Source organism: Chitinophaga sp. sic0106 (assembly GCF_019219075.1).
Taxonomy (GTDB): domain Bacteria; phylum Bacteroidota; class Bacteroidia; order Chitinophagales; family Chitinophagaceae; genus Chitinophaga.
Map to the genome: position 1 here is coordinate 23,533 of NZ_JAHUWJ010000010.1, position 19,931 is coordinate 43,463.

A 19,931-nucleotide genomic window follows, 5' to 3' on the forward strand; every position below is an offset into this window, starting at 1 on the left:
CGGTTGGCTACCGCCGGTAATTTCCGCTGGTAAATTAGGTACAGGGTATATAAGTCGGTAAGTGCCGGTAACATGAAAGTGCCGGAAAACAAAGTACAGGCTATGGCGCCCGGCATACCTGCATAGCAATTATTGCGGTACCATGAAAGTGCTCCGCCGGTATAAAAACAGACATGCCCCCGTTTTAAACGGGGGCATGTCACAAATAGGTTACAGGGGGTAAATTACATTGCTGCCAACTGCACCTTCTGCTGCAACTCAATAACGCTGTCGCGGAAGTTATTGTCAGTATCCATTAAGTCTTTTACTGTTTGGCAGGAGTGAATAACCGTAGTATGATCACGACCACCAAAATGTTCACCGATTGTTTTCAGGGAGTTTTTAGTAAATGATTTTGCCAGGTACATGGTAATCTGGCGGGCCTGCACGATTTCACGCTTACGTGTTTTTTGCAGGAGCTTATCATATGGTACATCAAAATACTCGCATACCATTTTCTGAATACTTTCGATGGTAATTTCTTTTGATGATGTTTTTACAAAAGATTTCAGTACGCGCTTAGCCAGCTCCAGGTCAATTTCCTTACGGTTGAGTGAAGATTGCGCCAGCAGCGAAATCAGCGCCCCTTCCAGTTCACGGACGTTGGTCTGGATGTTATATGCCACATACTTCACTACTTCCTTCGGCATTTCCAGGCCGTCGTTGCGCATTTTCATTTCCAGGATTTCCATTCTTGTTTCGAAATCAGGGATCTGAATATCTGCACTGAGGCCCCAGCGGAAACGACTGAGTAAGCGCTCCTGCACACCATCAAGGTCTTTAGGCGCCTTATCAGATGTAAGGATCAGCTGCTTACCGGATTGATGCAGGTGGTTAAAGATGGCAAAAAACGCATCCTGTGTTTTCTCTGCGCGGGCAAAGAACTGTATATCATCCACGATCAGTACGTCTATTAACTGATAGAAGTGGATGAAGTCATTTATGATATTATTCTTGGAGTGATCGATGAACTGATTGATGAACTTCTCCGCACTCACATACAACACGGCCTTGTTGGGATGAATTCTCTTCACCTCATTACCAATGGCCTGTGCCAGATGTGTTTTACCTAACCCCACACCACCGTATATCACGAGTGGGTTGAAGGAAGTTCCTCCCGGCTTTTCCGCAACTGTTTTACCGGCGCGGCGTGCCACGCGGTTACAGTCACCTTCTATATAGGTATCGAACGTATAGTTGGGATTCAGCTGCGAATCAATCTGTACACGTTTAATGCCGGGGATCACGAACGGGTTTTTGACCGGGTTCTGGATCGTTAATGGAAAATCAACTTCATTGTCTTTCTGGGGTTTTGTAAACTGCGTAGGCATGTTTACAGTTCTAGGGTTTTGGTGTGGCGTACCGTTCTCTACTACAATGCGGTATTCCAACCGGGCTTCTTTACCTAATTCTCTCTTGATGGTTTTTCCTAACAATCCCACGTAATGCTCCTCTAGGTACTCGTAAAAGAATTGGCTGGGGACCTGGATGGTTAAAACATTGTTTTCAAGTTTAATCGGTTTAATTGGCTCAAACCATGTCTTAAAAGGCTGCCACTCAACTATATCCCTAATTATATTAAGACACCTTTCCCAAACTTGGTCGCAAGTTTTATTCATTGAGATAAAAAAAATTAGTTTGTTCTTAATTTAATGAAAGTAATTCACGTCTAATTAAGGATGTTCTCGAATTCGCTATTCCTCAACGCAGGATGTCGAAAAATGTTCAGACAGGACGACGAATATCTGTAGAAAATGTTGAAAAAAAAAATTTATCTACCCTTGTTTATATTATCCTGTTTACAGTGTGAAAACACCCCGTCCCTGCCCGCTGCTATTGCTTTACAGCATTGACATTCCTCACTTTTTTTGTATTACAAACCGGCTTGATTTGCAACCTCTTTCCGAAAGCATTGACGCTTTTATCATAAATAGTATCGCATTCATGATAAAATACTATCGTAGATTTTTTCTCTTTATTTTTTTCAAGAGATCATTTCTGCAGATATTCACAATTTTTCCGGCGAGGGTGCAAAACTATGTTAGTATCTCCATTAAAAAAAATGTGTTTGGGCCTAGTTTATAAGGAACTAATTTTTTATATACCCGCGCGCTTGTAATCAATAAAAATTATTTGCACGCACTTTCACTAATACCTATCTTTGGACCTTCTGAATTTAAAATATTTTTCTATGAGTTTTGAAATTACCGGAAAGCTGGTCGTGAAGTATAATACAGTTCAACGTAGCGAAACTTTTAAAACAAGAGAGTTCGTTATAGAGAAATCTGATGATATCAACGGTCGCGTAATCAATAACTATATCAAATTCCAGGCTGTACAAGACCGCACTGGTATTGTTGACCGGTTCAACGAAGGTGAAAATGTTAAAGTTTATTTCAATATCAAAGGTACCCGTTGGGAAAAAGATGGTAAAGTAAACTACATCACCAACCTCGACGCCTGGCGTATGGAATCCGTTATGGCCGCGGCTGCTCCCGGAGCTGACCCAATGCCTAACTACAACACTCCGCAAATGCCTGCTGCTGGCGGAGATAGCAGCGACGATCTGCCGTTCTAATTTATTATTTCAACATACCTATACGGATTTGCAGCGTATATCAGGAGCTCCCTGGTCACTGCAAATCCGTATTTCTTTAGGATAACTACCTAACATGATTCAACAAGTCTCACTTAAACTACTCCCCGCTGATGCCGGGTCAAACACCGCTGTTATCAAAGCTGCAGCAGCCGCACTCAGCGTACCTTCACAAATCATTACCGGTTATAATCTTCTCAAACGCTCCATTGACGCACGTTCCAGACAAGTGTACTTCATCCTCACCGTGCAGGTGTACGTCAATGAACCATTTCATAAAAAAGAATTCGAAGCACCGGTATATAAAGACCTACCAGCAACAGCACCCACCGTACTCATTGCCGGAGCCGGCCCTGCTGGCCTCTTTGCAGCATTGCGACTCATAGAAGCCGGCGTCAGACCTATCATACTGGAACGAGGAAAAGATGTACGCGCCCGCAGACGCGACCTCGCCGCCCTTAACAAAACAGGTATCGTAAACCCCGACTCCAACTACTGCTTCGGGGAAGGCGGCGCCGGTACTTACTCCGATGGTAAACTGTACACCCGCTCCAACAAACGCGGCGATATTAACCGCATCCTTAATATCTTCATACAATTTGGCGCCGAAGAGAAAATAGCCATCGACGCACACCCACATATAGGCACCAATAAACTCCCGCATATCATTACCGCCATGCGTGAGCAAATCATCGCCAGCGGCGGTGAAGTCCACTTCGAACAACGCATTAATCATATTGATATCAAAGACGGACAGGTGAAAGGCGTGAAAACCGCCAGCGGCGCATACTTCGCCGGACAACACCTGATTCTGGCCACCGGCCACTCCGCACGCGATATATTTATCATGCTCGATGAGCAACAGGTACTGCTGGAAGCTAAACCCTTCGCCCTCGGTGTTCGTATCGAACATCCGCAGGAACTGATCGACAGCGCACAATACCATTGCGCCCTTCGTGGCGAATACCTGCCACCAGCCAGCTACAGCCTCGTTGAACAAGTAGACGGCCGCGGCGTGTTCTCCTTCTGCATGTGCCCCGGCGGCATCATCGCTCCGGCAGCCACCGACCCGGGAGAACTCGTGGTGAATGGATGGTCGCCCTCCAAACGTAACAACCCCTTCGCCAACTCAGGCATGGTCGTAAGCATTGAAGCCGGCGACTACCAACCCTTCGCGGATAAAGGAAGCCTGGCAGCCATGTACTACCAGCGCGAAGTGGAAATAGCTGCCTACAACGCAGGTGGAGGTAAGTTTGTAGCACCTGCTCAACGTATGACCGATTTCGTCAACAATAAAGTATCCGCTACACTGCCTGAATGTTCCTATGTACCAGGTGTAAATAGTGTGAACCTCCGTGAGGTATTGCCGGCCGCGGTACACACCCGCCTCGGTGGAGCCTTTAAAGCATTCGGTAAAAAGATGAAAGGCTACTACACCAACGATGCCATACTGGTAGCCACGGAATCACGCACGTCATCGCCTGTACGAATTCCCCGTGAAAACGATACACTGGAACATCCACAGGTAAAAGGCCTTTACCCTTGCGGCGAAGGTGCCGGTTACGCCGGTGGAATCGTATCTGCCGCCATGGATGGCGAGCGCGTGGCAGCTATTATTGCAGCCAAATTATCTCGCTAAACTTTATAATATGTACCCGGGAGGTTTATCAGGATTTATCACTAATTTCCATTATGAACCTCCTGGAAGTACAACACTTGAAAAAATACTATGCCTCCCACAAAGCAGTAGATGACATCTCCTTCAATATTGCACAGGGCAGCATATTTGGCCTGCTAGGCCCCAACGGCGCCGGTAAAACGACACTGTTACGCATGATCACCGGTATCTTCTATCCCGACTCCGGCAGCATCCTCCTGAATGGTAAACACTTCGACCCTACGAACGATTTGCAGGCCATCGGTTATATGCCCGAAGAACGCGGACTATACAAGAAAATGCCGGTAGGAGAGCAAATACTTTACCTGGCACAACTCAAAGGACTTGATAAGAAAACGGCAAACGCACGTATTAAATACTGGTTCGACAAGTTTGATATCAACACCTGGACCAACAAAAAAGTGGATGAGCTGAGCAAAGGCATGCAGCAAAAAGTACAGTTCATCTCCACCGTGTTGCATGAACCCAAGCTGCTGATCCTTGACGAGCCCTTCTCCGGACTGGACCCTATCAACTCCAACCTCCTGAAACAGGAAATTTTTAATCTCAGCAAAAACGGTACTACCATTATCTTTTCCACCCATCGCATGGAGCAGGTGGAGGAAATATGTGATCATATTATGCTGGTGAATAAAGGGCAGAAGATCCTCGATGGCAGCGTAAAGCAGATCCGCCAGGACTTCAAACAGGGGCTTTTCCGTATAGGGGTAGGCGTTATGCCCAATGCTGCACAGATGGCCACCTGGCATTTCACCATCGTATCCATCGACGATCATTCCTTCACCCTGAAACTGAATCCCGACAGCACTACCAATGATATCCTCCTGCATTTTATCCGCCAGGAGATTCCGGTAACCTATTTCGAGGAGTTACTCCCAAGCATCAACGAAGTTTTCATTTCACAGGTACAGCTCACTGAAAACGTTGCTGCCACCGCCTAATCCAGCTGAATCATGAATAAGATATACCTCATAATACAAAGGGAATTTCTATCCCGCGTCCGCAAACGTTCTTTCCTGATTGTTACCGTGCTGGTGCCCCTGGCATTTGCAGCGATGATTATTGTCCCTGCCTTGCTGGCCGGCAATTCCAACAGCAGCACTAAAGTGGCGGTGGTGGATAATAGCGGCAAATTCACAGGGCAGTTCAAGGACATCAAGCATACTTATTTCAAATTCATTGCCGATCAGCCGCTGGACTCACTGAAGCGCCATTATGCTGATCAGGGCTACAGTGGCGTGCTGCTGATTCCGGAGATTGACCTGGAACGCCCATCAGGATTTGAGTACTACAGTGAGGCGCAAGCCAGCATTGGGCTGGAACATGCCATCACCAGTAATCTCAACAGCGTTATTGAAAAAATGCGCATGGAAGTGAATGGAATTGACAAAGCTAAGGTAGACGCCATCCGCGCTGATGTGACCGTAGAATTCAAGGACAGCAAGGATGAGAAGAAAGGCAGTTCCGCCGCATCCTTTGTATTGGGCTATGCCAGCGGGTTTACCATGTATTTCATGCTCCTGCTGTTTGGCACCTCAGTGATGCGTGGCGTAATGGAAGAAAAAGTAAGCCGGATTGCTGAAGTGATGATCAGCAGTGTACGGCCTTTTCAGCTGATGATGGGCAAAATCATTGGCATTGCGGCGGTAGGTCTTTTACAATTTCTGATATGGGGGATATTGTTGATCCTATTGTCGATGGCATTGCCGATGTTTATGTCGCCCGAGACCTTGCAAACCGCTAACCAGGCGGGTTCAAACGCAGAGATGGCCGAAGCCATGCAGAAATTCTCTTTTGTACTGGGTAAAATCAACTGGGCACTGTTTATTGGCTGCTTCCTGTTCTATTTTCTGGGTGGTTACTTATTTTATTCTTCGTTATATGCGGCGGTGGGTAGTCTGGCAAATGAGGATGCATCCGACATTCAGCAGATGACCTTACCGTTGACAGCACCGATTATCATCAGCAGCATAATCTTAGTGAAGGCCGTAGCAGATCCAACGAGCTCCCTGGCTGTATGGGCCAGCATCATTCCATTCAGCTCACCATTGGTAATGATGGCGCGGATTCCGGCGGGTGTACCTGGTACCGTACCTTACTGGCAATTGTTACTGAGCATGGTGGTGCTGATTGGTGGATTTATTGCTTCCACCTGGATTGCGGGCAGGATTTACCGTACCGGCATATTGATGTATGGTAAGAAGATTACCCTTAAAGAGGCTACCAAATGGATTTTCAGTAAGTCGTAAGCTGCTTGCGGGCGGCTTCGAACTCTTCCCAGATTTCAGCTACTACTGCTGCTGCGGGTTTTATTTGAGAGATAAGGGCGCTGACCTGGCCTATTTCCAGTTCGCCTTCGGAGAGGTTCCCTTCAAACATACCGGTTTTGGCGCGGGCGCGGCCTAGTATTTCCTTTAATACGGCTGCATCTGCGCCATCGTCTTCTGCGGCCTTTACGAGGTCGTAGAAATGGTTTTTTATGAGTCGTACCGGTGTTAGTTTTTTAAGAGACAACATGGTATCTCCTTCTCTGGCGTCCAGTATGGCATTCTTAAAGTTCTGGTGAGATGAGGCTTCCGGCGTGGCTACGAATCGACTACCTATCTGCACTCCCTCGGCGCCCAGTGCGAAAGCAGCGAGCATCCCTCTCCCCGTGGCGATTCCTCCGGCAGCTATTACCGGAATTTTGACTTTTGCAGTAACGGCAGGAATGAGCACCATCGTAGTGGTTTCTTCTCTCCCATTATGACCTCCTGCTTCAAAACCCTCTGCTACTACGGCGTCCACGCCGGCGGCTTCACTTTTTTCTGCAAACAGGCTGCTGGACACAACGTGTACTACTTTGATACCGGCGGCTTTGAGTGTACCCGTCCAGGTTTTAGGATTACCGGCAGAGGTGAATACAACCGGTACTTTCTCTTCCAGGATGATGTTGATCAGCTGATCGATATCCGGGTAAAGCAGTGGAACGTTTACGCCGAAAGGCTTATCTGTGGCTTGCTTTGTTTTCTGAATATGCTCCCTTAATACGTTGGGGTACATGCTGCCGGCTCCAATGATACCGAGGCCCCCGGCGTTACTAACTGCACTGGCCAAACGCCAGCCGCTGGCCCAGATCATACCAGCCTGGATGATGGGATAACGTATACCGAAAAGTGCATTAATCCTGTTCATAAGCAATCAGATAAATATTCAGATCAGCCAAGATCTATTTCTGTGTTATCACCAATATTCAGGCTCTGGCTCAGTCCTCTGATGTTGGCATCGCTACCGATCAGGGATGATTTGAGTACTACTTCATACAGGTTGCTAAAGGAGCCGATGATGGAATCCTTTACAATGGAGTAGTTGACAACGGTATTATCCCCCACGGCAACATTAGGGCCGATGATGGAGTTTTTGATATTACAACCTTCGCCGATACTTACAGGCGGTATGATGATCGTGTTTTCATACGGCAGCACCGGGTTGCTGGCTGCTTTATATTTTTTCAGGAGGATGGCATTGGTTTCCAGGAGCGTGTCTTTCCTGCCGCAGTCGAACCAGTTATTAACACGGAAGCCATTGAATTTCACGCCATGTTCGATCATGCATTCCAGCGCGTCTGTAAGTTGAAATTCGTCGTGCGATTTAAACTTATTATCCAGGTTTTTCTGGAGACATTCAAACAGCAGTGGTGTTTCTTTCACTTTATACAATCCTACCAACGCCAGGTTGGACTTAGGTATCTGCGGTTTTTCGACTACGCGGGTGATAAAGCCTTTATCGTCCAGTTCGGCAACGCCGAAGTTGCGCGGGTCGTCTACCTTTTTGAGGCCGAGCATGGAGTAAGGTGAGCTGATCACATCCTGGAGGTCGCATTCCACGATGGTATCGCCGAGCACGATGAGGATTTCATCGTTGGCTACTACTTCGCGGGTGAGCAGGATGGCGTGTCCGGTACCTTCGCGGCTGTTTTGCTGTACGAAGTGACAGGTAAGGTTCGGATATTTATTTTCCACGTAGTTCTGGATCTTATCGCCCAGGTAGCCTACTACGAATACAAATTCGCTGATACCTGCATCGACAAGCTGATCAACAATAATACTGAGTATTGTGCGACCTGCCAGTGGAATTAAAGCTTTGGGTTGTGTATATGTGTGCGGACGGAGTTTTGTGCCTGCTCCGGCCACCGGTATTATTGCCTTCATGATGGGGCGAAAATAGGATAAATTTGGCTATAGTCAGACCGGCATAAAAATATAGCAAAATCTTTATGTGACAGCAATTTAATTTTCTCCGTGGCAGCACATTGCAATTGATTCAGGTTTATTCTACCTTTGCGTCAAATTTTAAGGCATCATGCAAAGAGACCAGCAAATATTTGATATCATCCGCCAGGAGTTGGAGCGCCAGCGCCATGGCATTGAGTTGATCGCATCTGAAAACTTTACCAGCCTTCAGGTAATGCAGGCGATGGGGAATGTGATGACAAACAAATATGCCGAAGGCTATCCAGGCAAAAGATATTATGGCGGTTGCGAAATCGTGGATCTGAGCGAGCAACTGGCTATTGACAGGGCAAAACAGATTTTCGGTATTGAATATGCAAACGTTCAGCCTCACTCTGGTGCACAGGCTAATGCTGCGGTTTTGCTGGCTATTCTGAAACCAGGTGATAAAATTCTGGGTTTGGATCTGAGCATGGGTGGTCACCTGACACACGGTTCTTCCGTTAACTTTTCCGGTAAATTATATGAGCCTCATTTCTATGGTGTAAACAAAGAAACGGGCCTTGTAGAGTATGATAAAATGGAAGAAGTAGCCAACCGTGAGAAACCAAAGGTGATCATTTGCGGTGCTTCTGCTTACAGCCGCGACTGGGATTACAAACGTATCCGTGAGATCGCTGATCAGGTAGGTGCTTTTGTAATGGCAGATATTGCGCATCCTGCAGGTCTGATTGCCAAAGGCTTACTGAACTCTCCGTTTGCACATTGCCACTTTGTAACAACTACTACGCATAAAACTTTACGTGGCCCTCGCGGTGGTATGATCATGATGGGTAAGGATTTCGAAAATCCATTCGGTATTAAAACACCAAAAGGCGAAACCCGTATGATGAGCTCCCTGATTGATCTGGCGGTATTCCCAGGTATCCAGGGCGGTCCGCTGGAGCACGTAATTGCCGCTAAAGCAGTTTCTTTCTTCGAGATTCTTTCTGACGACTATACTGTATACGCTAACCAGATTATCAAAAACGCGCAGGCAATGGCGAAAAGCTTTGTCAGCAGAGGTTATGAAATCGTTTCTGGCGGTACTGACAATCACCTGATGCTGATCGATCTGCGTAACAAGAACATTTCCGGTAAAAAAGCAGAACAGACACTGGTAAAAGCCGATATCACTACCAACAAGAACATGGTTCCTTACGATGATAAATCAGCGTTTGTTACCTCTGGTATTCGTATGGGCGTTCCTGCTATCACCAGCCGTGGTCTGAAAGAAGGTCATATGGATCAAATCGTTGACTGGGTAGATCAGTTGCTGATGGATGCTGACAACGAAGCGCTGATCACTAAAGTACGTGGTGAAGTGAATGGTTTCATGCAACAGTTTTCGCTGTATCCTGAGCTGGGATAAGCGACCAGGTATATTTCTTTTTAGTCCCGCTGGCTGTGCCGGCGGGATTTTTTTATGATAGCCAAAGAGGCTCCATCCTCCAACCGGAAGGAAACCCCATGGGTCCAGCCAAATCAACCAGTGGATACTGTTGGGACAGGGCAACTAACCGCACAGTAAATTCATTTCCAGGGCTAACAACATTCAGCAAAAATTTAATGGAACATAACTGATTGTACAATGAACGTTGTTGCTCCATTGTAACTGGCAGAACTTTTAACCAGGGCAGATGAGATGTCGCCATTTTTTGAGGTACGAAATTAAATACGCGGTTACTCACCCGACTATGATGCGCACATAAATTTCGGAGGATACTAATTGTCTGCAACCAGGAAACCAGGTACTTATAGTTAGGCATTCCCAATGCTCTGGCAATTTTGTTCTTTTCCGGAATTGTACTTGTGATGTTACTATATATCTTGGAAAGTGTTCCAAATGACAAGACTTGCATTACCTTCCAGGCTGGAGGAAAGTCTTTTTTACCATATACCTGGTCATGGTGTACTACGAAGTCTTCTTTGGAACGATCTAATTCATCCTCAATTTTATCAAGGTTTTCCTGCCAGTAGTTTAGATGCTGTGCTAATTTCTTCTGCTGAAACCAGTCCATTCCATATGCCTCACACATTATTTGTAACATCACAGTTCTCAGGGAGATCTCGATGCTTTCAATTGCGTCGAATATTAAAGAACGTAGATTTCTATCAAAATTATAGAGTTCTATAACCTGCTCGAATGTGATTTCATCCCCAAAAATATGGTTAACTGTGTCTATTTGATAGATGCGCCAATATCCCGCCAATCGATAATAGCCAACATGAGTGAGGTAGTGCTCAGCGAAGGGTATATTGCTGATGACCAGCTTCCTTTCTTGCAAAATATTTATTTGATCCTGAATAGAGGATGCAGTTTTGGTGTATTTGGTTGGAGTCATATGGACAAAAAAAAAGTCCAGCCGTGGGACGCTGTTCGAATGGGTAGCGTGGCTGGATCTGTTATTACAAATATAGCATAATGTCAAAAAATTGACAAGACATTTTTTACCCCAATAAAAAAACTTTGCCCATTCAAAAATTATTGTACCTTCATGGTGTACTAGTTAAGTAGTACACTAAACCACGACCTTAGTATATGATTAACATCCAATCCCTTACATTCAGCTACAAGGCCGGCAGGCCCTTGTTTGAAAACCTGAACCTGCAGTTGCAGCCAGGCCACATCTATGGCTTGCTCGGCAAAAATGGAGCAGGCAAATCCACCCTGTTAAAACAAATTACCGGGTTACTATTTCCGGATGCAGGCAAAGTGGAGGTATTTGGTGAAGTAGCTTCCGGCAGAAATCCTTCCTTTTTACAGGATATATTTCTGGTACCGGAAGAATTATATCTCCCTAAAGTAAAAATCAAACAATACCTCGCCACGCGGGCCTGCTTTTACCCGAATTTCGATTACAAAGCATTTGATGCTTACCTGAAAGAATTCGAGATCCCACAGAACCAGTATCTCCCTGAAATGTCCTACGGACAAAAGAAGAAATTCGTGATCAGCTTTGCGCTGGCAGCCAATACCCGCGTATTGGTGATGGACGAACCTACCAACGGCCTCGACATCCCCAGCAAAAGCATTTTCCGCAAGCTGATTGCCGGTACACTTACGGACGACAAATGCATTATCATTTCCACCCACCAGGTGCGCGACCTCGACAACCTCATTGATAGCATTGTGATTATTGATAACCACCGCATTATATTCCGCGAAGCAGTGGAAACGGTAACGGATAAACTGAGTTTCAAAGTAGTGCCGCAACTAAATCCCGCCGAAACCGTACTGTATGCCGACAGTAACCTGAGAGGGCACGCGATCGTGACGCCTAACCAGCACCAGGAACACAGCCGCATCGATATGGAACTGCTCTTTAATGCCGTACTCTCCAACCGCCAATCTATCCAGGAAATCTTCAACTAATTATCATGCAAAACAACTTCTTCTCTATTAACAGATTGGGCATGTATCTCCGGAAAGAAATTTCGGATAACTATAAAGCATACCTGCTCACCACTTCATTGATGTTGGCCGCAGGGATAGGCTTTGCACTTATCGGTTTCTTTAATCTCCACCAATGGGAAAAAGAAATTAAGGTATCAGACCTCCTCCCGCCCTATATCATTTTCTTTGCCCTTTACATTGGCCTGGATGCCTCCAGGAGCTTCAATGCGCTCGCTAAAACTGAAAGACGCATGGACTTTTTCCTGCTGCCGGCTTCAAAATTTGAAAAAGTATTGGGGCAGTTTCTGATCACCTTCGTATTTGTAACGATTGTGTTTCATCTATGCGCGTGGATCAGTTTCAAAACCTATCAAACCCTTGCTATCACTTACAAAGGCGCAACAGTGGTATACGACTGGGACCGCATATTCCATCCTAAATTCACTTATTTCAATTTCCTGCAACTCATGCTGGGACTGCATGCCGCCTTCTTCTTCGGCGCTACCTTCTTTTATAAGTTCAGCTTTCCAAAGATATTCTTCAGCATACTGATTATCCTGTTTGCGGGCTGGTTCCTTAATATTGCTATTACGAATATATTATTCGGGAAGTCGCTCCACGACTGGTTTACCAACATTCCGTTCTTCGCCATTTTTACCAACAAGCAACAATTTGCCTACGTAGTGCCGGAATGGTTAGGAAGAACGAATCTCTTCATCGCACAGTTTTTACTGATACCGGCCTTGTGGGTGCTGAGCTATTTCCGGATCGGTGATAAAGAAATCCAATAAAATCTTTACAAATGGAATTCAAAGATACACAGGCGATCTACCTCCAGATTGCTGATTATATAAACGAACAGATATTACTGGGCAAGTGGCAGCCGGAGGAAAAAATCCCCTCCGTGCGGGAGCTGGCGGTAACGCTGGAAGTAAATCCCAATACGGTAATGCGCACTTGCGAGCTGCTGCAGCAACAAGAGATCATTGCCAACAAACGAGGCATTGGCTATTTTATCCAGTCGGATGCGGTAAAAAAGATTATTGCAGCAAAAAAAGAAGCCTTCATCAGCAACGAGCTGCCGCAGTTCTTCCGGAATCTATTTCTCCTGGATATAACGCTGGACGATCTTAAACCCTATTACGCCACTTTCAGGCAAAATAAACTCAACGGACATGAAAACTAGTACCAAACTCATCATAGGTTTCTTAGGCATCCTGATCTTCCTGATGCTGGTCACTGATATTACCATCTGGGCTAATTATAAGAAGGGAATTACCAACCAGGAATGGATAGGCGCCCATCATAATAAAAACAACCCGGAAGAAAATAAAAAAATACTGCCAGTTACCGTGCAACCTTTTAAAGTACTGGTCGTCTTTAATACGAATGTGACGCGCAGGGAGTATGTAAATGCCGACAGCACAGAAAGAGAGGGCATCGAGGAGGTTCGGCAACATAACAAAGTGGAAGTGGTGCAGGAGGATGCGTGGTCGGTGACCAGCTATAACGGAGACCAGTTCAAACAAAACGGAGACACGCTCATGATAACTTTAACAGCCGGATCAGGCGGATTTAAAGTAGCTGTGGGTAAAGAGATGCCGCAAATTATCAACACGGCGGCCTGGATGGAAATCAACGGCGTACAGGCGACCCAGTTAGTCATCGTAGCTGATACTTCTGCCCGGACAGTGATTTCAAATGTAGGGATCGGCGAGTTACGTTACACCGGTGGCCGACGGACCAGACTTGAAATGTTTGGGAACACAGCTATTGACAATGCAGACATCTCCTTTACTGACGGAGGTTCCATTAACCTGAATGATGTGTACTTCAAACAGCATCATTTCAATTTTGACGAAAAAGTGGAAGTATCACTCAATGGAAAATCAGTGAAGATGATCTCCGGACAACAAGAAAAATAGTGTTAAGAATAAATTATACTTATCAGTTTTACAAGCAATAAAAAAAGTCCTGATCTCCATCAGGACTTCTTTAACAACATTTTCCAAAAAGAGTGATGCCGATTTCTATCGGCATTATTTATTTAATGAACTGGGTAGCCAGATAGGCCATGGTGCCCATTCCTACTTCAATAGCTTTTTCATCCACATCGAAGGTAGCGGTATGCACACCGGAGGTAATACCTCTGGCTACGTTGCCGGTACCGAGTCGGAAAAAGCAGGCTGGTATGATTTGAGAATAGAAGGCAAAATCTTCCGCACCCATACGGATTTCAGTATCCACCACGGCATCCTTACCCAGGAAGTCTTCCGCGAGGCTGCGTGCCTGAGCAGTAACCGCCTCGTTATTATACAGGGTAGGATACCCAACGAGGATGTCGATATCAATTTCCGCACCCATTGCTTCTGCAATTCCTTTGGCCTGTTTACGAATCAGGTCGTGGGCTTTAAAGCGCCAGGTTTCATCCATCGCCCTGAAAGTGCCCATGAGCTTTACTTCACTGGGGATTACGTTAGTAGTAAATCCGCCATTGAAAGCGCAAATGCTGAGTACAGAAGGGGAGAAAGGATTGTTATTACGGGAGATAATCTGCTGGAGACTTACCACAATATTGGAAGCGATGAGGATCGTATCGGCCGTCAGCTGAGGTAAAGCAGCATGGCCGCCTTTTCCTTTTACGGTGATATAAATTTCATCAGCGCTGGCCATATACTGACCTGCTCTGAAGCCTACAATTCCTGCTTCCATGGTAGGCTGCACGTGCATCCCCAGGATAGCATCCGGTTTAGGATTTTCCAGAGCGCCTTCTTCAATCATGATGCTGGCGCCGCCAGGGTGTTTTTCTTCACCCGGCTGGAATAGTATTTTAATAGTTCCTTCGAACTGGTCTTTTAATTCATGAAGGATGCGGGTAGCTCCGAGTACGCAGGTGGTGTGCACATCATGGCCGCAGGCATGCATAACGCCAGTATTCTGTGACTTATAAGGTACATCATTGGCTTCGGTGATAGGCAGTGCGTCCATGTCGGCACGGAGGGCTATTACCCTTGATGTTGGGTTTTTACCTTCGATCAGGGCGATGATGCCGGTTCCGGCGATGCCGGCGGTAAAGGGTACACCGAATTCAGTCAGTTTCTGCTGAATAAATTCAGACGTTTTATATTCCTGAAAGGAAAGTTCGGGGTTGGCATGCAGGTGATGCCTGATGCTGATAAACTCAGGAGCGTAGGCTTTTGCCAGCTCCTTAATTAGATTCTTCATTAGATAGTTCTTTATCCGGTGTCACGTTAATAGTAGCTGGTACAACAAAAACTCCTCCTGAAAACAGGCTGGAGAGTCGTTCGCGCAGCTCGCTTGCTTCTTCACGACTTCTGTAGTCGCCTACACGTACTTTAAAATAGGGCGCCTGAAATTCGAGGTAGGTGCGTACATCCGGGTACAATTGCATCACCTTTTGTTTGGCTTCGTTGGCATCGGCGCGTTTGTTGGTGGAAATCACCTGCACACGGAATCCGGGCTGGTTGCGGATAGCGAGGGTATTGATGTAAACCTGTTTTTTAATCAGCACATCGATACGGCTATCTTTGATCACTTTTACGTTCCCATTGCTGGCCACGTCCTGCGCCATCACGCAGGTACTTCCAAGGAGGCAGCAGATCAGGATGAAAATCTTATGCATAGTTTAATTATTGGTCGTTAGCAATCAGGCCTTCGCCTCTTTTACGATGGATACGCTGGCACTGGCACCTATACGGGTAGCACCGGCGTCAATCAGTTCTTTTGCAAAGGCGAGTGTACGTATACCGCCGCTGGCTTTGATCTGGATATCGGCCGGCAGGTTGGCACGCATGAGCTGTACGGCATGTACGCTGGCGCCTTTTTCTGCATAACCGGTAGATGTTTTAACAAAATCCACGCCGTACTTTGCATACAGCTGGCAGCATTTCACAATTTCCTCATCGGTAAGGATACCGCTTTCGATAATTACTTTGATTACCTTTTTCCTTTCACGGATCACCAGCATCAGGTTGGCAATTTCCTTTTCCAGGAATTCCCAGTCATTATTTTTTACTGCGGAGATGTTAATTACCACGTCCAGTTCATCTGCTCCGTCCACTATTGCCAGTACCGTTTCGGCCACTTTCGCTTCGATGGCAGAGTACCCGAAAGGGAAACCTATCACAGTAGCTACTTTGGACTCCGTAGCCCCCAGAAACTGCTTGGCCAGCTTTACGTACAGCGGAGGTACGCAGGCAGCAGCGAAGTTGTATTCCACGCATTCCAGGCACAGGTTTTTAATATCTTCCAGGGTGGTGGTAGGCTTCAATACGGTATGATCTATATAGCGGTTTATCTCCATTTTGTACAGTTGTTAGGGCGAAATTAAATAAAAAAACGGATTGCATTTTCTGCAATCCGTTTTCAGTATGATACTGGTGCTAACCATTACAGGTCACGACCATGACATTGTTTGAATTTTTTACCGCTTCCGCAAGGGCAAGGGTCATTGCGACCTACCTTAGGACCTACGCGCACCGGTTCGGTTTTTTCTTCCACTTCCTGGGCGTATTGCGGGCCTGATTCCTGGTAGCTGGCATGATCGTTCATTTCCTCGTGGGTAGCGCGCATTTTGCTCATATCGGTCCTTTCTTCAGGGCGATGTGCTTCTTCTACCATTTGTTCGTCCTGCTCATCCTGTTGTACAGGGATCATGGATTTACAGAGGAAAGAAACGATATCGCGGCTGGTTTCGCCGTCCATTTGTTTGAAGAGGTTGAAGGCTTCAAATTTATAGATCAGCAATGGATCTTTTTGCTCGTAAACGGCACTTTGTACAGATTGTTTCAGATCATCCATGGCGCGGAGGTGTTCTTTCCAGGCGTCATCGATCAGGTGCAGGGTGATGTTGCGCTCCAGGGAGTTCATCACTTCATGACCTTTGGTAGCTTCGATCTGCTGCAGGTCCGCATAAATCCACAGTTGCTTTCTGCCGTCATGGAAAGGTACGCGGATAGTGCCGTACTGGTTATGCTGCTGCAGGATGTTCTGCGCTGCTTCCAGCATGTGTGCACTGATGGCATCCACCTTACGCTGGTAGTTGGACTTACCTTCGTTATACAGGCGGGTCGACAGTGCCTGTGCATCTGTACGAGCCAGTTCTTCAGCTGTAATTTCTGTATCGATAGCGAAGTTCATGATAGCATCCAGTTTGAAAGCTTCGTGGTCGCCGCTTTCTTTGTGGGTAGTGATCATGTTTTCTGCTACATCGTAGAATGCGTTATCCACATCTATGGCCAGACGTTCGCCAAACAGGGCGTGGTTACGCTTAGCATAGATAACGGTACGCTGCTTATTCATTACGTCATCGTATTCGAGCAGGCGCTTACGGATGCCGAAGTTATTTTCTTCTACTTTCTTCTGTGCTCTTTCGATGGATCTGGTGATCATGCTGTGCTGGATCACTTCACCTTCTTTATAACCCATACGGTCCATCAGGCCGGCGATACGGTCGGAACCGAACATACGCATCAGATCATCTTCCAGGGAAACAAAGAACTGGGAAGATCCCGGATCACCCTGACGACCGGCACGACCACGCAGCTGCCTGTCTACACGACGGCTTTCGTGTCTTTCTGTACCGATGATAGCCAGACCACCCGCTTCTTTCACGCCAGGTCCGAGCTTGATATCCGTACCACGACCCGCCATGTTGGTAGCGATGGTAACAGCGCCAGGCAAACCGGCCGCGGCCACCACCTGTGCTTCACGGGCGTGTTGTTTTGCGTTGAGTACGTTGTGAGGGATTTTTTCGAAGGTCAGCATTTTGCTCAGTAACTCGGATACTTCCACGGAAGTGGTACCTACTAGTACCGGGCGACCCTGGCTCTGGAGTTTTTTCACTTCTTCAATAACTGCCTTGTATTTATCTCTCTTGGTTTTGTAAACCAGGTCTTCCGCATCCAGGCGGGAGATAGGGATGTTGGTAGGGATGTTTACCACATCCAGTTTGTAGATCTCCCAGAACTCACCGGCTTCAGTAGAAGCGGTACCAGTCATACCACCGAGTTTGTGGTACATACGGAAGTAGTTCTGCAAGGTGATAGTAGCAAAGGTTTGTGTAGCAGCTTCTACTTTCACATTTTCTTTCGCTTCAATTGCCTGGTGCAAACCATCGGAGTAGCGGCGACCATCGAGGATACGACCCGTCTGCTCATCTACGATTTTTACTTTATCGTCAATCACCACATATTCCACATCTTTTTCGAAGAGGGTATATGCTTTGAGGAGTTGCTGTACGGAGTGGATACGGTCTGATTTCTGTGCGAAGTCCTGCAGTAATGCATCTTTGCGCTGCAGTTTTTCTTCAGGTGCCACATCCAGTTTTTCGATTTCAGCGATTTCAGAACCTACATCCGGCATGATGAAGAAGTCAGCATCTTCACCTGCTTTGGTGATCTGTGCAATACCTTTATCGGTCAGGTCTACGCTGTTATTTTTTTCTTCGATGGTGAAGTACAGGCCTGCGTCTACTTTAGGCATTTCACGTTGCTGATCAGCCAGGTAGTAATTTTCCGCTTTCTGGAGGAGTACTTTCATACCCGGTTCGCTGAGGAACTTGATCAGGGCACTGCTCTTAGGCAAACCTCTGTAAGCGCGCATCAGGGCCAGACCGCCGGTTTTGGCATCGTCTTTACCTTCGGAAATCAATTTTTTAGCTTCGAGGAGATATTTATTTACTTCTCTTCTCTGCAGTTCAAACAGATCAGCGATGCGTGGTTTCAGCACATGGAATTCCTGTTCTTCACCACGGTGTACCGGCCCGGAGATAATCAGCGGGGTACGGGCATCATCGATCAAAACGCTATCCACCTCATCGACCATAGCGAAGTGGTGTTTACGCTGCACCATTTCTTCCGGACTATGCACCATGTTATCGCGCAGGTAGTCGAAGCCGAATTCGTTGTTGGTACCGTAAGTAATATCTGCGAGGTAAGCCTGGCGACGTGCAGGGCTGTTAGGCTGATGTGCGTCGATGCAGTCTACTGTAATATCGAGGAACTCGAACAGCGGGCCGTTCCATTCGGAGTCACGCTGAGCGAGGTAAGTATTCACTGTTACGATGTGTACACCCTGACCGGCTAATGCGTTGAGGTAAGCAGGCAGTGTAGATACGAGGGTTTTACCTTCACCCGTAGCCATTTCTGCGATTTTACCCTGGTGAAGGGTGATACCACCAATCAGCTGTACATCGTAGTGCACCATGTTCCAGGTTACCAGGTTACCACCGGCAGTCCAGGAGTTTTTCCAGGTCGCTTTATCGCCTTCAATGGTTACATAATCTTTAGTAACCGCCAGCTGACGATCCAGTGCGGTAGCGGTAACGGTTTGCGTTGGATTGGTGGAAAAACGGCGGGCCGATTCCTTGATCACTGCAAAAGCCTGCGGCAACAGTTCCAGGAGCACTACCTCCAGCTGTTTATCACGGTCTTTTTTCAGTGCATCTATTTCCTGGTAAATGGTATCTTTTATTGTAACATCCTCTGAGCTATCGGCAGTTTCCTTTTTCTCGGCTATTTCTTTATCAATAGCAGCAAGGTGTTCCTTGATACGAGCGCGGAATTCCTGGGTTTTATGACGCAGGTCGTCAATAGGCAGGGATTGCAGTTTTTCAAACTCCTCATTGACCTGCTTCACCATTGGAGCGATAGACTTGATATCTCTCTCAGACTTATTCCCTCCAAACAGTTTTGTTAAAAAACCTAGCATATAGAATGTTTAATTACGAATTACGATTTCAATTTCCTTGTGTAACCTTCCCTTTGGCTGTGCTGGAGCAAATCCATCATCAGTTTTCATCTTCCCCTAATATAGCCCGTGGCAGGCAGGCTGCCGGCTTGGTTAGTTGGATAGACGGGGATTGTAGCTACTCAAATACTATGCTTGGAAAACCTCCCTGACAAGGTGACAGTTGCAGGTACTGCTTTTCAAGGCCTGTAAAATTAGTAA

General features: G+C 46.5%; 17 protein-coding genes. 9 read left to right on the top strand and 8 right to left on the bottom strand.

Going from position 1 to position 19,931, the window contains the following annotated elements; all coding sequences use genetic code 11:
* Window positions 1-224: 224 nt before the first annotated feature.
* On the bottom strand, window positions 225-1,658 hold the full coding sequence (gene dnaA, locus KW844_RS15980) for a chromosomal replication initiator protein DnaA (protein WP_073078180.1): 1,434 nt from the start codon (window positions 1,656-1,658) through the stop codon (window positions 225-227).
* A 572-nt stretch (window positions 1,659-2,230) separates the two neighbouring features.
* On the opposite strand from dnaA, the gene KW844_RS15985 reads away from it, so the two are divergent.
* The 4 genes from KW844_RS15985 to KW844_RS16000 all read left to right on the top strand — a co-directional run bounded on the left by KW844_RS15985 (window position 2,231) and on the right by KW844_RS16000 (window position 6,562).
* On the top strand, window positions 2,231-2,617 hold the full coding sequence (locus KW844_RS15985; RefSeq protein WP_218377790.1) for a DUF3127 domain-containing protein: 387 nt from the start codon (window positions 2,231-2,233) through the stop codon (window positions 2,615-2,617).
* A 94-nt stretch (window positions 2,618-2,711) separates the two neighbouring features.
* Window positions 2,712-4,274 carry an NAD(P)/FAD-dependent oxidoreductase gene (locus tag KW844_RS15990; protein WP_218377791.1) on the top strand — a complete coding sequence of 521 codons (1,563 nt, stop codon included), beginning with the start codon at window positions 2,712-2,714 and terminating at the stop codon, window positions 4,272-4,274.
* A gap of 53 nt (window positions 4,275-4,327) precedes the next feature.
* Window positions 4,328-5,254, top strand: a complete 927-nt coding sequence (locus KW844_RS15995; RefSeq protein WP_218377792.1) for an ABC transporter ATP-binding protein — start codon at window positions 4,328-4,330, stop codon at window positions 5,252-5,254.
* A 12-nt stretch (window positions 5,255-5,266) separates the two neighbouring features.
* Window positions 5,267-6,562, top strand: coding sequence for an ABC transporter permease (locus tag KW844_RS16000; RefSeq protein ID WP_218377793.1), 1,296 nt, complete (start codon window positions 5,267-5,269; stop codon window positions 6,560-6,562).
* Here KW844_RS16000 and KW844_RS16005 read toward each other — a convergent pair.
* Window positions 6,549-7,487 (bottom strand): nitronate monooxygenase family protein, encoded by a 939-nt coding sequence (locus KW844_RS16005; protein WP_218377794.1) that lies wholly within the window; start codon window positions 7,485-7,487, stop codon window positions 6,549-6,551. The two genes, KW844_RS16000 and KW844_RS16005, sit on opposite strands and share 14 nt — an antisense overlap.
* Before the next feature lie 23 nt (window positions 7,488-7,510).
* The gene (locus KW844_RS16010) at window positions 7,511-8,503 is read right to left on the bottom strand and encodes a sugar phosphate nucleotidyltransferase (protein ID WP_218377795.1); all 993 of its coding nucleotides are present in this window, start codon (window positions 8,501-8,503) and stop codon (window positions 7,511-7,513) included.
* Between the two features lie 151 nt (window positions 8,504-8,654).
* Between KW844_RS16010 and glyA the strand changes: the two genes are divergently transcribed.
* Window positions 8,655-9,935, top strand: a complete 1,281-nt coding sequence (gene glyA / locus KW844_RS16015) for a serine hydroxymethyltransferase (protein ID WP_218377796.1) — start codon at window positions 8,655-8,657, stop codon at window positions 9,933-9,935.
* 52 nt (window positions 9,936-9,987) lie between these two features.
* On the opposite strand, the gene KW844_RS16020 is transcribed toward glyA, so the two are convergent.
* On the bottom strand, window positions 9,988-10,908 hold the full coding sequence (locus tag KW844_RS16020) for an Abi family protein (protein WP_218377797.1): 921 nt from the start codon (window positions 10,906-10,908) through the stop codon (window positions 9,988-9,990).
* 197 nt (window positions 10,909-11,105) lie between these two features.
* On the opposite strand from KW844_RS16020, the gene KW844_RS16025 reads away from it, so the two are divergent.
* From KW844_RS16025 to KW844_RS16040, 4 genes are read left to right on the top strand one after another with little or no spacing between them, the layout of a single operon-like run.
* Window positions 11,106-11,939 (top strand): ATP-binding cassette domain-containing protein, encoded by an 834-nt coding sequence (locus KW844_RS16025; protein WP_218377798.1) that lies wholly within the window; start codon window positions 11,106-11,108, stop codon window positions 11,937-11,939.
* Between the two features lie 5 nt (window positions 11,940-11,944).
* On the top strand, window positions 11,945-12,751 hold the full coding sequence (locus KW844_RS16030) for a hypothetical protein (protein WP_218377799.1): 807 nt from the start codon (window positions 11,945-11,947) through the stop codon (window positions 12,749-12,751).
* An 11-nt stretch (window positions 12,752-12,762) separates the two neighbouring features.
* Complete coding sequence (locus tag KW844_RS16035) at window positions 12,763-13,146, top strand: GntR family transcriptional regulator (RefSeq protein WP_218377800.1); 384 nt, start codon at window positions 12,763-12,765, stop codon at window positions 13,144-13,146.
* A complete protein-coding gene (locus KW844_RS16040; protein WP_218377801.1) occupies window positions 13,136-13,885 on the top strand; it encodes a hypothetical protein in 750 nt (249 codons plus the stop codon). The genes KW844_RS16035 and KW844_RS16040 overlap by 11 nt, the downstream gene beginning before the upstream one ends.
* Before the next feature lie 118 nt (window positions 13,886-14,003).
* Here the strand turns inward: KW844_RS16040 and KW844_RS16045 are convergent, their stop codons facing one another.
* The 4 genes from KW844_RS16045 to secA all read right to left on the bottom strand — a co-directional run bounded on the left by KW844_RS16045 (window position 14,004) and on the right by secA (window position 19,691).
* Window positions 14,004-15,185, bottom strand: coding sequence for a M20 family metallopeptidase (locus tag KW844_RS16045; RefSeq protein ID WP_218377802.1), 1,182 nt, complete (start codon window positions 15,183-15,185; stop codon window positions 14,004-14,006).
* Window positions 15,169-15,603 (bottom strand): SPOR domain-containing protein, encoded by a 435-nt coding sequence (locus KW844_RS16050; protein ID WP_218377803.1) that lies wholly within the window; start codon window positions 15,601-15,603, stop codon window positions 15,169-15,171. The genes KW844_RS16045 and KW844_RS16050 overlap by 17 nt, the downstream gene beginning before the upstream one ends.
* A gap of 24 nt (window positions 15,604-15,627) precedes the next feature.
* Window positions 15,628-16,284 carry a deoxyribose-phosphate aldolase gene (gene deoC, locus KW844_RS16055; protein WP_218377804.1) on the bottom strand — a complete coding sequence of 219 codons (657 nt, stop codon included), beginning with the start codon at window positions 16,282-16,284 and terminating at the stop codon, window positions 15,628-15,630.
* Between the two features lie 86 nt (window positions 16,285-16,370).
* Window positions 16,371-19,691, bottom strand: a complete 3,321-nt coding sequence (secA, locus tag KW844_RS16060; protein ID WP_218377805.1) for a preprotein translocase subunit SecA — start codon at window positions 19,689-19,691, stop codon at window positions 16,371-16,373.
* Window positions 19,692-19,931 lie beyond the last annotated feature (240 nt).